This is a genomic window from Pseudomonas sp. H1_G08, assembly GCF_054681355.1.
Genome location: NZ_CP162822.1, coordinates 4,361,773 through 4,375,303 on the forward strand (window position 1 = coordinate 4,361,773; position 13,531 = coordinate 4,375,303).

At 62.7% G+C, this 13,531-nt stretch carries 10 protein-coding genes; 4 read left to right on the top strand and 6 right to left on the bottom strand.

Translation table 11 applies throughout. From position 1 onward, the window contains the following. Nucleotides 1-114: 114 nt before the first annotated feature. From AB4N85_RS19835 to pilG, 6 genes are all read right to left on the bottom strand, one after another. Nucleotides 115-585 (bottom strand): chemotaxis protein CheW, encoded by a 471-nt coding sequence (locus AB4N85_RS19835; RefSeq protein ID WP_056786406.1) that lies wholly within the window; start codon nucleotides 583-585, stop codon nucleotides 115-117. After that, nucleotides 578-6,487, bottom strand: coding sequence for an Hpt domain-containing protein (locus tag AB4N85_RS19840; RefSeq protein WP_460065566.1), 5,910 nt, complete (start codon nucleotides 6,485-6,487; stop codon nucleotides 578-580). The genes AB4N85_RS19835 and AB4N85_RS19840 overlap by 8 nt, the downstream gene beginning before the upstream one ends. An 11-nt stretch (nucleotides 6,488-6,498) precedes the next feature. Then, a complete protein-coding gene (locus AB4N85_RS19845; protein ID WP_041476807.1) occupies nucleotides 6,499-8,547 on the bottom strand; it encodes a methyl-accepting chemotaxis protein in 2,049 nt (682 codons plus the stop codon). A gap of 209 nt (nucleotides 8,548-8,756) precedes the next feature. Beyond that, a complete protein-coding gene (locus AB4N85_RS19850) occupies nucleotides 8,757-9,296 on the bottom strand; it encodes a chemotaxis protein CheW (protein ID WP_016772745.1) in 540 nt (179 codons plus the stop codon). 10 nt (nucleotides 9,297-9,306) lie between these two features. Then, nucleotides 9,307-9,672: a twitching motility response regulator PilH gene (gene pilH, locus AB4N85_RS19855; RefSeq protein WP_016772744.1), complete on the bottom strand. Its 366-nt coding sequence runs from the start codon at nucleotides 9,670-9,672 to the stop codon at nucleotides 9,307-9,309. Nucleotides 9,673-9,732: 60 nt separating this feature from the next. Further along, nucleotides 9,733-10,137 carry a twitching motility response regulator PilG gene (gene pilG / locus AB4N85_RS19860; protein ID WP_016772743.1) on the bottom strand — a complete coding sequence of 135 codons (405 nt, stop codon included), beginning with the start codon at nucleotides 10,135-10,137 and terminating at the stop codon, nucleotides 9,733-9,735. A gap of 225 nt (nucleotides 10,138-10,362) precedes the next feature. On the opposite strand from pilG, the gene gshB reads away from it, so the two are divergent. The 4 genes from gshB (at nucleotide 10,363) to ruvX (ending at nucleotide 13,486) form a co-directional block, all read left to right on the top strand. Then, nucleotides 10,363-11,334, top strand: a complete 972-nt coding sequence (gene gshB, locus AB4N85_RS19865; protein WP_056786399.1) for a glutathione synthase — start codon at nucleotides 10,363-10,365, stop codon at nucleotides 11,332-11,334. A 107-nt stretch (nucleotides 11,335-11,441) separates the two neighbouring features. Beyond that, a complete protein-coding gene (locus AB4N85_RS19870) occupies nucleotides 11,442-12,341 on the top strand; it encodes an energy transducer TonB (RefSeq protein WP_039757551.1) in 900 nt (299 codons plus the stop codon). Nucleotides 12,342-12,476: 135 nt separating this feature from the next. Then, the gene (locus tag AB4N85_RS19875) at nucleotides 12,477-13,049 is read left to right on the top strand and encodes a YqgE/AlgH family protein (RefSeq protein ID WP_016772739.1); all 573 of its coding nucleotides are present in this window, start codon (nucleotides 12,477-12,479) and stop codon (nucleotides 13,047-13,049) included. Next, nucleotides 13,049-13,486 (top strand): Holliday junction resolvase RuvX, encoded by a 438-nt coding sequence (ruvX, locus tag AB4N85_RS19880; RefSeq protein WP_041476809.1) that lies wholly within the window; start codon nucleotides 13,049-13,051, stop codon nucleotides 13,484-13,486. Before AB4N85_RS19875 ends, ruvX begins: the two co-directional genes overlap by 1 nt. Nucleotides 13,487-13,531 lie beyond the last annotated feature (45 nt).

Sequence of the window (13,531 nt, forward strand, 5' to 3'; positions counted from 1 at the left end):
CTCTGCGTGGGAATGCCTCCACGGACGCTCCGCGTTCGGCTCTTGATGGGACGCGGAGCGTCCCGGGCTGCATTCCCACGCAGCGCGTGGCAACGATCAAGCGAAAGCCTTGGATCAGCGGGCCAATCCCGCATCCACCAGTAACTGCTCCAGCCCCAACAAATCCGGCACCTTCGCCACCTGCTCGCCGACCTGCACCGCCGCCTGCTCCAGCGCACACAACGGCACATCCACGTAACTCAACTGACTGTCCAGCTTGTACGACCGAGGAATCCCCTGCACCAACAGGGCGATGAATCTGAGCTGCGGCAAGCCGCCCAGCGCATTCAGGATGACGATCCGCGCCCGTTCGCCGATGACGATTTTCTGCCCGCAGGCCGATTCGAAACTGATCAGCGGAATCTGCCGCTCGCGCCACGTTACCCGCCCCAGGTACCACGGCGGCGTGTCGAGATCGAAGGCGCTGGCCTGGTAGTCGATCAGCTCGGCGATGGCGACATTGGGCAGGATCAGGTTGCGATCGGCCAGCGGCAGCAGCAGCCCGGTGAGCTGGCTGGTGCGCGGGTTATGCCGGTGCTCATGCATGTTTCTTGCTCCACTGGGCGATGCTCTCCAGCAACACCGATTCCTGATACGGCTTGCCGAGGTAGTCATTGACGCCGATGGCCATGGCGCGGTCGCGGTGTTTCTGCCCGGTGCGCGAGGTGATCATGATGATCGGCAAGTGGCACAGGCGTTCGTCGGCGCGCACCTGAGTGGCGACTTCGAAGCCGTCCATGCGCGGCATTTCGATGTCGAGCAGCATCAGGTCGGGCATGTGCTCTTCGAGGAGCAGCATCGCATCGACGCCGTCCTTGGCGGTCAGCACGTTCATGCCGTGACGCTCGAGCAAACGGCTGGTGACCTTGCGCACCGTCACCGAGTCATCGACGACCATGATCAGCAACGGCTTGTGCGGTTCGCTGTCGATGTCCGTGCGCGCCGGCTCTTGCGCCAGGCGCGCCTGCATCGCCCGGATCGGTGCGAGCAGATCCAGAATCAGCACCACCCGGCCATCGCCGAGAATCGTCGCCCCCGACACGCCCTGCACCGCCGCGAACTGCGGGCCGAGGCTCTTGACCACGATCTCGCGGGTGCCGGCCATGGAGTCGACCAGCACCGCAACATGGCGGTCGTTGCAATGCACCAGCAGCACCGGCAACGGCAGGTTCTGCCCGAGCAGTTTTGGCCGTGGCGCAGTCTTCAACAGCTCGCCGAGATAGCACAGCTCATACCGCTGGCCGCCGTATTGATAGCTCGGTGGATCGTGACGGAAATGCCCTTCCAGATCATTCGGCAACACGCGCACGATGCCTTCGATGGTGTTCAGCGGGATCGCGTATTGATCCTCGCCGCACTGCACCATCAGCGCGCGGTTGACCGACACGGTGAACGGCAGGCGAATGCGGAAATGCACGCCCTGCCCCGGCACCGAATCGATACTCATGCTGCCGCCGAGCTGACGCACCTCTTCGTGGACCACGTCCATGCCGACGCCACGCCCGGAAATCTGGGTGATCTTTTCCGCCGTGGAGAAACCCGGCTGAAGGATGAACTGCAACACGTCGCGGTCGCTGATCTCGGCGTCGGGCGCCAGCAAGCCGCGTTTGATCGCCTTGCGCCGCACGGCTTCCAGCGGCACCCCGGCGCCGTCGTCGCGGATGTCGAAAACGATGTCACCGCCCTCGCGGGACAGATCAAGGGTGATCTGCCCTTGCGCCGGTTTACCTGCCGCCAGCCGCACATCAGCGGGTTCGAGGCCATGGTCGACGGCGTTGCGCAGCATGTGTTCCAGCGGCGCGGCCATGCGCTCCAGCACGTTGCGATCCATCTCGCCATCAGCGTTGCCGACGACGAATGCGACATCCTTGCCCAGCTCTTCGGCGACCTGACGAACGATGCGTTTCAGACGCGGCACCATGCGTTCGAACGGCACCATGCGCGTACGCATAAGGCCTTCCTGCAGCTCGGTGTTGATCCGCCCCTGTTGTTGCAACAGGTTTTCTGCGTCGTGATTGCGGCGGTCGAGGGTTTCCTTGAGGTCGAGCAGGTCCGAGGCGGATTCGAACAGCGCCCGCGACAGTTGCTGAAGCTGCGAATGGCGGTCCATTTCCAGCGGATCGAAGTCTTCATAACCGAGGCGTTCGCCATCGACTTGCTGGCGGCTGAGGATGCGCCCCTGGGTTTCGGTGTCGAGGCGGCGCAACTGATCGCGCATGCGCTCGATGGTGGTTTCCATCTCGTTGAGAGCAATCTGCGCATCGTTGACTTGCTGCTCGATTCGCCCACGAAAGATCGAGGTTTCCCCGGCCAGATTGACCAGTTCATCAAGCAGCTCGGACGAGACCTTGACCATGTCCGCGCCAGCATCGGCGCTCGGCGGCGCGGCCTCGGGCTTGATGACTGGAGCCGGCGCCGGCGGCGCTTCAACCTGCACCGGGTGACTGAAATTCTGGATCGCGTTGATCAGCCGATCGGCCGGCGGGCACGGTTGCCCGGCGCGCACACCATCGAGCATTTGCGCCAGTCGGTCATGGCCGCGCTGCACCAGCGCGAACAGTTCGGCAGACGGTTGCAGCGCACCGCTAGAGAGGCTTTCGTAGAGAAATTCCAGCTCATGGGCGAGGTCGCCGATCGGGCCGATTTCGACCATGCGCGCGCCGCCCTTGAGGGTGTGCAGATCGCGCAGCAGGGTTTCGATTTCCTGACGGTTGCCCGGCTCGGCCTGCCAGCGCAACAGCGCGGCGCCGGAGCTTTCGATGATGTCGAAACCTTCTTCGAGGAAGATTTCCAACAGTTCCGGATCATGCCCGGCGTTGTCGTGTTCGACCGCAGCGGGGGCAGATTCGCTGGCGGCCTGGCCCTGACGCAACTGACGGATCGCGTCGATCAGATCCTGCGCCGGGGTCAGCGCTTGATGCGCTTGCAGTTGCTCCAGCATCAGCGCCAACCGCTCATGACTGTGCTGCAACAAACCTTCGAGCACGGCGCTGTGGTTGTAGCGCCGATCGACCAGCCCTTCGTAGAGGTTTTCCAGTTCCTGGGCAAGGTCGCCGATAACCTCGACCTCGGCCATGCGCGCGCCGCCCTTCAGCGTGTGCAAGTCGCGCTGCAATGACGACAGCGGCGCGGCGTTGTCCGGATCCTTGCGCCAGCGCTGCAAGGCTTGCCCGGCGCTGTCGAGAATGTCCACCGCCTCTTCGAGGAAGATTTCGACGATCTCGTCGTCAGGCTCAAGGGCGGCAACCGATTGCTGCAATTGCGCGGTGGCGCTGCCCAGTTCGCGAATGTCCAGGGTGCGGCTGCCGTCGCTGCGGATCAGGCCCATCGCCGCCGGGTCGAGGCCTTCGTCGAGCAGTTCCTGCAAGGCACGAATCCGCTCCGGCTGCGGGGTGATTTCCTGGCCGGCAGCGAGCTCGTCGAGCATGTTGATCAGCGCTTCGTGGGCCAGTTGCGCCTCGTGGAAAAACCGCTCACTGACCGCCAGGCTGCTTTCTTCCACCGCGCCATACAGGTCGAGCAAAGCTTCGCAGAGGCCATCGACCGGAAGCAGATCGGCAAGGTGCGCGCCCTCGCCCAGAGTGGTCAGCTCATCGAGCAAGGCGCTGAGTTCCTGGCGTTCGCCGGGGTGTTGCTGCCAGCGCTGCAAAAGGTTTTCGGCGTCGAGGAGGATGTCCATGCCCTGGGCGAGGAAGTTGTTGATCAGCTGCGGATCGCGCTTGAGGCGCAGGCCGCTGTCAGCGCCATCGGAGCTGGCTTGCAGGCGCTCGGCGAGCAGCGCCTCGGTGCGTTTGATCAGCGACTGCGCACCGACAATCGGCGCCAGCGGATCGTGTTTGAGCTGACGCAGGCCGACGCGGAACAAACCCTCGGCTTCGAGCAGCAATTCGACCTCGTCCAGATCCAGCGGCAACTGATGCGCCTTGAACTCGCGAGCCAGTTGATCCAGTGAAGCCGCCAGTTCGGCCATCGGCAATACGCCGGCCATGGATGCACTGCCCTTGAGCGTGTGCAGCGCCCGTTGCAGTTCGTCGCTGGCCGGCAACGGCACCTGTTCGGCGGCCTGATCGAGGAAACGGTTGAGGCTGGCGAGGTGGGTTTCGGCTTCTTTGCGGAAGATTTCCAGCAGCAGCGGATCAAGCGCGGCGACGTCGTCGGTGTCTTCGGCAGCCAGCGGCTCATCGCCTTTGGCCAACGCGTGGGCGCGGGCGGCGAGTTGGTCGACATCGCTGCGTTGGCGCTGACGCTGGGTGGCGAATTCGTTGATCAGCTCGGGCAGCAGCAACAGCGTGTCGCCGAGCAACTGGCGCAGCACTGCGCCGGGCTCGACGCTTTGTTCGAGCACGCGGTTGAGCAGGTTTTCCACGGCCCAGGCCAGTTCGCCAAGGACCAACGCGCGGACCATGCGCCCGCTGCCCTTCAAGGTATGGAAGGCCCGACGCAGCTCAATCAGGGCGGCGCGGTCCTGGGGATTGGCGGTCCAGCGCGGCAGGTATTCGTGGAGGACCGCGAGGACTTCGTCGGTCTCTTCGAGGAATACTTCGCGCAGTTCATCGTCGACCGGTTCCTCATCGGTCGGCGGCGGCATCAGGCTGTCAGGGGTGTTGCGCGCCGGCGGGTTGAGCGCCGACAGCGGGCTGGCCAGCACCTCGGCGAGCGACTGCACGACGTCAGGGTCGTCAAGGGTTTGCAGATCCTGCATGAGCTGCGCTTCGCTGGGGCTGAGCACCTCATCGAGCACCGGCACCTGCGCTTCGCCGGGCTGCTCGTTAGCGAAGAAGCCGAGGCTGGCGAGGCTGTTTTGCGCGACATCGAGCAGATGCTCGGCGGGCGCCTGCGGGTCATCGCTCAGGCGTTCGAGGTAATACTCCAGGCTGCTGATCACATCGGCCAGATGATCGAGTTGTTCCCAGCCCGGTTCGTGGGCATCGAGCATCAAATGCTCGCGAATGAAACCGTTGCAGGCCTCGACCAGACTCGCTGCTCGGGCCAGCGGAATCATCGCCAGCGCGCCGCGCACCTGTGTCAGCAGTTCGGGCAGCGATTGCAGATGCTGGCGGTCCCAATCGGCGTCGATGTAGTCGACGATCATGTCCTTGGCCTGTTGCAGGCAGATGCGCGCTTCCTTGATCACGATCTGATGGATCTGCGTCAGGTCGGTGGTCGGCAGGCGCGCGTCTTCGGCGCTTTGCGTCTCCACCGTGCCAACCATGCCGGCCAGCGTGGCTTCGACGTAGAGCAAGGCCCCGGCGACGTCCATGAGGATCGCGTCGTTCGGTTCGCGCTGGCCTTGGGCGAGGCTGAGCACCACTGCCAGTTGGTCGATGATGACTTTGCGCGGCTGGCCGAAACCCAGCACCGCGAGGGTGTCGGCAATCTGCCGCAGCGGTGCGAGCAGGCTGTCCAGATCCGAGGCGTGCTGGCGGTCGCTGCGCACGAACAGATCGAGGCGCTCCTTGACCCGCACCAGCTCTTCGCACAGCGCCGCCAGCACCGAGCGCATGGCATCGCGGTCGGGGCCGGCGAGGCGTGCGCGTTCTTCATCGACCATCGCGCTGTCGGGCAACGCGTCGTCCAGGGAGTAGTGATCTTTCATGGTCAGCATCTGCCCGGTGGGATGTTCGGCTTTGGCAATATAGAACAACAGGCTTTTCAGCAGCTCGGCCGGCGCCGGCTGATTGAGCCCGACGATGCCCTGCTCGAGCAGGCGCTTGAGCTCTTGGTCGGCGTCCTTGAACAGGCTGCGCAGCGCCGGACTGTTGGCGATGACGCCCTCGCGCATGCCCTCGACCAATGCCGAGGCGATTTGCCACAAAGGGCTCAACGGCGCGTCGCCGCTCAGCGCTTCGAGACGGCTGAAGACTTTGGCCAGATAGCCAAGGTGCGTCTGGTCGTCCTGTTCGCGCAGCAGACCGACCAGAGCCATTTGCAGCATCTGCCGCAGTTTGCGCAGCACGTTCGGCAGATCGGGCGGTTCCAGCGCGGCGAGTGCCTCGTCGCCGAGCGGCGCCAGCTCGGGCAGTGGCGGGCTGAACAGGCTGGTTTCCGCCAGCAGGCTTTCACCACGGGCGCTGCGCAGATCGTTGATCAGCGGCAACACCACCAGCGGCAGGTCGCGGCGGGCGCTCTGCACGCGGTCAAGGTAAAGCGGCAGTTGCCCCAAGGCTTGCAGCAGCAGGTGCAAGGCCTCGTCGCGGTGTGGCACGCGTTGATGTTGCAGGGCTTGGACTAGGTGTTCCATTTCTTCGGCGAGCAACGCTGCGCCGTAGAATTCGACCATCTGCAGACTGCCGTGGACCTGATGAATGTACGCCAGGCACTCGTCCAGACCGGGAAAGGCCTGCGGATCGTCGAGCACGGCTTCGATCGCCTGATGCGCCAGCCTCAGCGTTTCGGCAATTTCGCCCTTGACCCATTCCAGGGCCACGTAGTCGTGCCGATCACCCATAACCACTCCACTCACGCTTTATCTGTCGCCGCCGGCAAGGTGAAACCGGACACCGAACGGCGCAACTGACTGGCCATTTTCGCCAGGTTGCCGATGCTCTCGGCGGTGGCCGTGGACCCCGACGAGGTTTGCGAGGTGATCTGCTGGATCACATTCATCGTCAGCGAGATCTGCCCGGCCGAAGAGGTCTGCTGCTGCGCCGCGTTGGAAATGCTCTGGATCAGCGCCGCGAGGGTCTTGGATACGCCTTCGATTTCTTCCAGAGCCACACCGGCATCCTGCGCCAGTCGCGCGCCGCGCACCACTTCGGTGGTGGTCTGTTCCATGGAAATCACCGCTTCGTTGGTGTCGGCCTGAATCGCCCGCACCAGGGTTTCGATCTGCCGGGTCGCGGCGGACGAACGTTCGGCCAGGCGCTGCACTTCGTCGGCAACCACGGCAAAACCGCGCCCGGCGTCGCCGGCCATCGATGCCTGGATCGCCGCGTTGAGGGCGAGGATGTTGGTCTGGTCGGCGATGTCATCGATCAGGCTGACGATGTCGCCGATTTCCTGAGAGGACTCGCCGAGGCGCTTGATGCGCTTGGCCGTGTCCTGAATCTGTTCGCGGATGTTGTCCATACCGTGGATGGTGTTGTGCACCACCTCGTTGCCCTTGTTGGCGATTTCCACGGAACGCTCGGCCACCGCCGACGATTCGGCAGCGTTGGCCGAGACCTGATCGATGGACTCGGCCATGTCGCTGATCGCTGTCGAGGCTTCGGAAATCTGCTGGGCCTGTTGCTCAGACGCTTGGGCCAGATGCATGGCGGTGGCCTGGGTTTCCTGCACAGCGGCGGCAACCTGGCCGGCGGTGAGGTTGATGGTGGCGACCAGATCGCGCAATTGGTCGACGGAATAGTTGATCGAGTCGGCGATGGTGCCGGTGAAGTCTTCGGTCACCGAAGCGGTCACGGTGAGGTCGCCATCGGCGAGGTCTTCGATTTCGTCGAGCAGGCGCATGATCGCGTTCTGGTTGCGCTCGTTCTTCTCGGCGGTTTCACGCAACTGGCGATTGGTTTCGCGGACCATGACCAGACCGATGAGGATGATCGAGGCCAGCGCCAGCAAGCCCAGCACATAGCCGCCAATGGTGTCGGTGTTGCGCCCGCCGGCCAGATGCTCGAACCCGGTGGCCAGATGCGAGGCTTCGTCGAGCAGGGTTTGCGACAGGGTGAAGATGTTGCTGGCCGACTCGCGCACCTTGAACAGCTCAGGCGAGGTTTCGAGGATTTCGTCCACGGAGCCGGAAACGAACTGGAACAGCTCGGAAATTTCGCTCAAACGCGCACGGGCGTCGCGGTCTTCGACCTGGCTGATTTTCAGCGCCGGGTTGCCTTGCAACATGCCGTTAAGCACCAGGCCGAAACGCGCGGCATCGCGGCCAAAGGCGTCGGCGGCCTGCTGCGAGTTTTCGTCACCGGCAAGCACGGTGTTGACGGCACCGAGGATGCGTTCGGCAAGCAACGATTGCCGTTGCGCCATTGCCACCTGCGCCGCCGGGGCGCCGCGCTGGAGCAGGATTTCCACGACTTTTTCGTATTCGATCTGCAACTGCGGTACGGTTTCGGCCAGCGTCGCGGCGACTTGATGCAGCGACAGCACGGTCTGTTCGCTGCTGAGGATCGCATCGGTGTTTTTCAACAGGCGCTCCCAGTCCATCTGCACCGCGCGCATTTCCGGGCGCACCGCGACGGGTGCCGGCGGCAGGCCGGTGTTCGGGTCACCCTTCTTCAGGTAGCCCCAGCGCTGGGCAAAATCGTTGCGCGCATCACTGAGCAGCTTGAACGCCGCAGCCTTGCCCGCCGCCGCTTCGGTGGCGTTCTTGGCAATGCGTTGCGAGAGCACGCGCAGTTCGCCGGCATGGCCGATGTACTGCTTGTCGTAGTTCGCCTGGGTGTTGAGGTACGCGAAGTTGGCGAACAGCAGCATGATGAACACGATCAGTGCGATAAACAGCACGATGATCTGTGCGCGACTGCGCGATGCTTCTGCCGACTTGCCTGTTTTTGCTTTTGTCATCGGTCCTCGCCTATGAAACCTGCCATGGCCCTTGTGGGAGCGAGCCTTGTGGCGAGGGGATTTATCCCCGTTCGGCTGCGAAGCAGTCGCAAAAATATCGCATGCGCTGACGGTGTCAGGCATTGCAGTTTTTGGGGCCGCTGCGCGACCCAACGGGGATAAATCCCCTCGCCACATGGCCCGCGTCCACATGGGTTCTGTTGTTCGTGCTATAGAGCCACACCCATGAACACCGGAGACCTGGCCAGTGCGAACAGGCTGAACACCCGCCAGTTCTGTTCACGGCGGAAATAGCCTTTGACGAATTCGGCCTTGGAGCCCTGGCGCTTGCTGATCGACAGAGGCTCGAAACTGCCCTGTTCGAAATGCTGCAAGCCGATGACTTCGTCGACCATTACCCCGGCGAACACGTCTTCATGTTCCACCACCAATACCCGCCGTTGTTTGCGCAGCGGCGACAGCTCATGGCCGAAGAAGCCGCACAGGTCCATGATCGGCAGCAGCCGCCCGCGCAGATTGGCGACACCCTTGACCCACGGCTTGACCCCGGGCAACTGGGTGAAGCGCGGTTCATGCAGGACTTCGCTGACTTCGCCCATCGGCGCCACATACCAATGTTCGCCGAGGCGAAAGCCGATGCCGCTCCAGCGATCCGGGCGCGCCGCTTGCGACGGCAGGTCCGCTGCCAGCAGGCGGCAGCGCTGGTCGATCTGCCAGAGCAGTTCGAACGCGGTCAGCGATTCGTTCATGATCGCGCGATCAGCCGTTGAGTACGTTGTTCAGGGTCTTGATCAGGGTGTCTTCGTCGACCGGTTTGGTCAGGTAATCCTTGGCGCCCTGGCGGGTGCCCCAGACCTTGTCGGTCTCCTGATCCTTGGTGGTGATGATGATCACCGGGATGTGCGCCGTGTCGGCATCCTTGGTCAACTGCCGGGTCGCCTGAAAACCGTTGAGGCCAGGCATGACGATGTCCATCAGCACCGCGTCGGGTTTTTCCTGACGGGCCAAGGCCACGCCGTCGGCGCCGTTCTCGGCCTTGAGCACTTCATGGCCGTGCTTTTCGAGCATGCCGGTGAGTTTGTACATTTCAGTCGGCGAATCATCGACGATCAGGATACGTGCCATGGTCTTCCCCATTTTTCTGGTCGACTGCCGGCCCGCTGGCCGAGCGTCACTGTGCGTGTCTTACTGCGGCAAAACGGCGGCGAAGCCCGGAACATGGGCCTGGATCGCGTTGAGCAGTTCTTCTTTGCTGAACGGCTTGGTCAGAAATTGATCAGAGCCGACAATCCGCCCCTTGGCCTTGTCGAACAGACCGTCCCTGGACGACAGCATGATCACCGGCGTCGCCTTGAAGGCGCTGTTGTTCTTGATCAGGGCGCAGGTCTGATAACCGTCCAGACGCGGCATCATGATGTCGACAAAGATGATCCCGGGATGGTGGTCGGCAATCTTCGCCAGCGCATCGAAACCGTCGATGGCGGTGATCACTTCGCAACCGACATTCTTCAACAATGTTTCGGCGGTGCGGCGAATCGTTTTCGAGTCGTCGATCACCATGACCTTCAAGGCGCTGGACTGCTGTTCCATAAGAGGGTTCTACCGTCGCCTTTGCGAATCAAATTGTCCGTTTTGCTGTGAATAATGGCCTGAAACCCTTGAAACCCATGGGGCGGCGCGATCTGCCAGCCTTTTTAGCACAGTCTCCAGATGCAATCTATCGACGGGTTTTTCCTTGACCCGAAACCCGCCCGGCGCCACTCTGGCGGCACTTTTTCAATACCGATCCGGTAGCCAAATTTCGAGGAAAACCCAATGAGCGTTCGCGTCGGGATTGTCATGGACCCTATCGCCAGCATCTCCTATAAAAAGGATAGCTCGCTGGCCATGCTGCTGGCCGCGCAGAAGCGTGGCTGGGAACTGTTCTACATGGAACAGAAAGACCTGTATCAGGCCGAAGGCCAGGCGCGGGCGCGGATGAGCCCGCTGAAAGTCTTCGCCAACCCGGACAAATGGTTCGAGCTGGACGCCGAACAGGACAAGCTGCTGAGCGACCTGGACGTGATCCTGATGCGCAAGGATCCGCCGTTCGACATGGAGTTCGTCTACTCCACTTACTTGCTGGAACAGGCCGAAGCCGCCGGCGTGCTGGTGGTGAACAAGCCGCAGAGCCTGCGCGACTGCAATGAAAAGCTGTTCGCCACGCTGTTTCCGCAGTGCACGCCGCCGACCATCGTCAGCCGCCGCCCGGACGTATTGCGTGAGTTCGCCGATCATCACGGTGACGTGATCCTCAAGCCGCTGGACGGCATGGGCGGTTCGTCGATCTTCCGCCACACCGCCGGCCACCCGAACCTCTCGGTGATCCTCGAAACCCTGACCCTGCACGGCAAGCAGCAGATCATGATTCAGGGTTACCTGCCGGCGATCGTCGACGGCGACAAGCGCATTCTGATGATCGATGGCGAGCCGGTGGATTACTGCCTGGCGCGGATTCCGGCGCTGGGCGAAACCCGTGGCAACCTCGCCGCCGGTGGCCGTGGCGAAGCGCGTCCGCTGACCGAGAAGGATCGCTGGATCGCCGCCCAGGTCGGCCCGACCCTGCGCGAGAAAGGCCTGCTGTTCGTCGGCCTCGACGTGATCGGCGAGCACCTGACCGAAATCAACGTCACCAGCCCGACCTGCATCCGCGAAATCGACAATGCGTTCGGCACTGATATCGGCGGCATGCTGATGGATGCGATCGATAAAAAGCTGCAAGCGGCCGGCAAAAAGCCACAAGCTTGATGTACGTCACATGCAGCCTGTCGCTTGAAGCGTGAAGCCCAAGGCGCGAAACCAACATTGCGTTATCATGCGCAGCCTCTGAAAAACGCGATGTTGGTTTTCTTGTCATGACCCTCCCGTCCGATCTGCCCGCTGAACTCGCCCATCGTGGCGTGCGCCCGGCCGATCGCCTCGGTTTTACCCTGTTTCTGGCAGCGCTGATTCACTTGGCGCTGCTGCTAGGCGTCGGCTTCACCATGGTCGAGCCGCAGCAGATCAGCAAAACCCTGGAAATCACCCTGGCCACCTTCAAGGCCGAGAAGAAGCCGGAAAAGGCAGATTTTCTCGCTCAGGAAAACCAGGAAGGCAGCGGCACGCTGGACAAGAAAGCCCTGCCCAAGACCACCGAAGTCGCGCCATTCCAGGACAATCAGGTCAAAAAGGTCACCCCGCCGCCCGCCGCCAAGCCAGTGGTGCAGGAAGCCGCACCGAAGGCAGCGGTGACCACCGTCGCGCCGAAACCGAAAAAGGCGCCGACCAAGAAAGAAGAAAGCAAAACCGAAGTCAAACCGACCGTCGACGCGCCGGTGTTCGACAGCTCGCAGTTGTCCAGCGACATCGCCAGCCTCGAAGCAGAGCTGGCCAAGGAACAACAGCTGTACGCCAAACGCCCGCGCATCCACCGCTTGAGCGCGGCCTCGACCATGCGCGACAAGGGCGCCTGGTACAAGGACGACTGGCGCAAGAAGGTCGAGCGCATCGGCAACCTCAACTACCCCGAAGAAGCACGGCGCAAGCAGATCTACGGCAATTTGCGCCTGATGGTCTCGATCAACCGCGACGGTTCGCTGTATGAGGTGCTGGTGCTCGAATCCTCCGGCCAGCCGCTGCTCGATCAGGCCGCGCAGCGCATCGTCCGCCTGGCCGCGCCGTTTGCACCGTTTACCGGCGATCTGTCGGACATCGACCGCCTGGAAATCATCCGCACCTGGAAATTTGCCCGGGGCGACAAGCTCTCAAGCAATTAAGAGCAAAATCAAAAGATCGCAGCCTTCGGCAGCTCCTACAGTGGGCCTGCGTACACCCTGTAGGAGCTGCCGAAGGCTGCGATCTTTTAAAGCCTCAGCTTGTCAGTTCGCCCTTGCGACGCCACACTAGCGCTCATGAAAAACGTCAGCCCCAGCTACCTCAAGCATCACTTCCTGATCGCCATGCCACACATGGCCGACCCGAACTTTGCCCACACCTTGACCTACATCGTCGAGCACACGGCCAATGGCGCGATGGGGCTGGTGGTCAACAGGCCGCAAGACTTGAACCTGGCCGACATCCTCGAACAGCTGCGCCCGGACATCGAGCCGCCGGCACGCTGCCAGGATGTGCCGATCTTCATCGGCGGGCCGGTGCAGACCGATCGCGGTTTTGTCCTGCACCCGGCGGGCCAAACGTTCCAGGCCACGGCGCAGCTGGACGGCGACCTGGCCCTGTCGACTTCGCAGGACGTGCTGTTCGCCATCGCTGACGGCGTCGGCCCCGCGCAGAGCCTGATCACCCTCGGTTACGCCGGCTGGGAAGCCGGGCAACTGGAAGCCGAACTGGCCGACAACGCCTGGCTGACCTGCCCTTTCAACGCCGACATACTGTTCAACACCCGCAGCGAATTGCGCCTGGAAGCGGCAGCGCGGCACTTGGGCATCGATCTCAATCTGCTCACCAGCCAGGCAGGTCACGCCTGATGGCCCTGCGCCTGATTCTCGGCTTCGACTACGGCACCAAACAGATCGGCGTCGCGGTCGGCCAGGTCATCACCGGCCAGGCCCGCGAGCTGTGCACCCTCAAAGCACAGAATGGCGTGCCGAACTGGGATCAGGTCGAAGCGCTGATAAAAGAATGGAAACCCGACGCCGTGGTGGTCGGCCTGCCGCTGAACATGGACGGCACGCCCAGCGACATGTGCGTGCGCGCCGAGAAATTCGCCCGCCGCCTCAACGGCCGCTACAACCTGCCCTTCTATACCCACGACGAACGCCTGACCACTTTCGAAGCCAAGGGCGAGCGACTGGTGCGTGGCGGGCAGAAAGGCAGTTACCGCGACAACCCGGTGGACGCCATCGCCGCTGCCCTGCTGCTGCAGGGCTGGCTCGATGAAAACACTGCATTGTTTGAATCCTGACAAGCGCTTCGGCGCTTTTCTTTTGGTTATAAACCGAGCTTCGTC

What these genes read in the sequence shown, in the direction of transcription:
- AB4N85_RS19835 (WP_056786406.1), bottom strand. Translation starts at nt 585, where the DNA reads ATGCATGAGCACCGGCATAACCCGCGCACCAGCCAGCTCACCGGGCTG.
- AB4N85_RS19840 (WP_460065566.1), bottom strand. Translation starts at nt 6,487, where the DNA reads ATGGGTGATCGGCACGACTACGTGGCCCTGGAATGGGTCAAGGGCGAA.
- AB4N85_RS19845 (WP_041476807.1), bottom strand. Translation starts at nt 8,547, where the DNA reads ATGACAAAAGCAAAAACAGGCAAGTCGGCAGAAGCATCGCGCAGTCGC.
- AB4N85_RS19850 (WP_016772745.1), bottom strand. Translation starts at nt 9,296, where the DNA reads ATGAACGAATCGCTGACCGCGTTCGAACTGCTCTGGCAGATCGACCAG.
- pilH (WP_016772744.1), bottom strand. Translation starts at nt 9,672, where the DNA reads ATGGCACGTATCCTGATCGTCGATGATTCGCCGACTGAAATGTACAAA.
- pilG (WP_016772743.1), bottom strand. Translation starts at nt 10,137, where the DNA reads ATGGAACAGCAGTCCAGCGCCTTGAAGGTCATGGTGATCGACGACTCG.
- gshB (WP_056786399.1), top strand. Translation starts at nt 10,363, where the DNA reads ATGAGCGTTCGCGTCGGGATTGTCATGGACCCTATCGCCAGCATCTCC.
- AB4N85_RS19870 (WP_039757551.1), top strand. Translation starts at nt 11,442, where the DNA reads ATGACCCTCCCGTCCGATCTGCCCGCTGAACTCGCCCATCGTGGCGTG.
- AB4N85_RS19875 (WP_016772739.1), top strand. Translation starts at nt 12,477, where the DNA reads ATGAAAAACGTCAGCCCCAGCTACCTCAAGCATCACTTCCTGATCGCC.
- ruvX (WP_041476809.1), top strand. Translation starts at nt 13,049, where the DNA reads ATGGCCCTGCGCCTGATTCTCGGCTTCGACTACGGCACCAAACAGATC.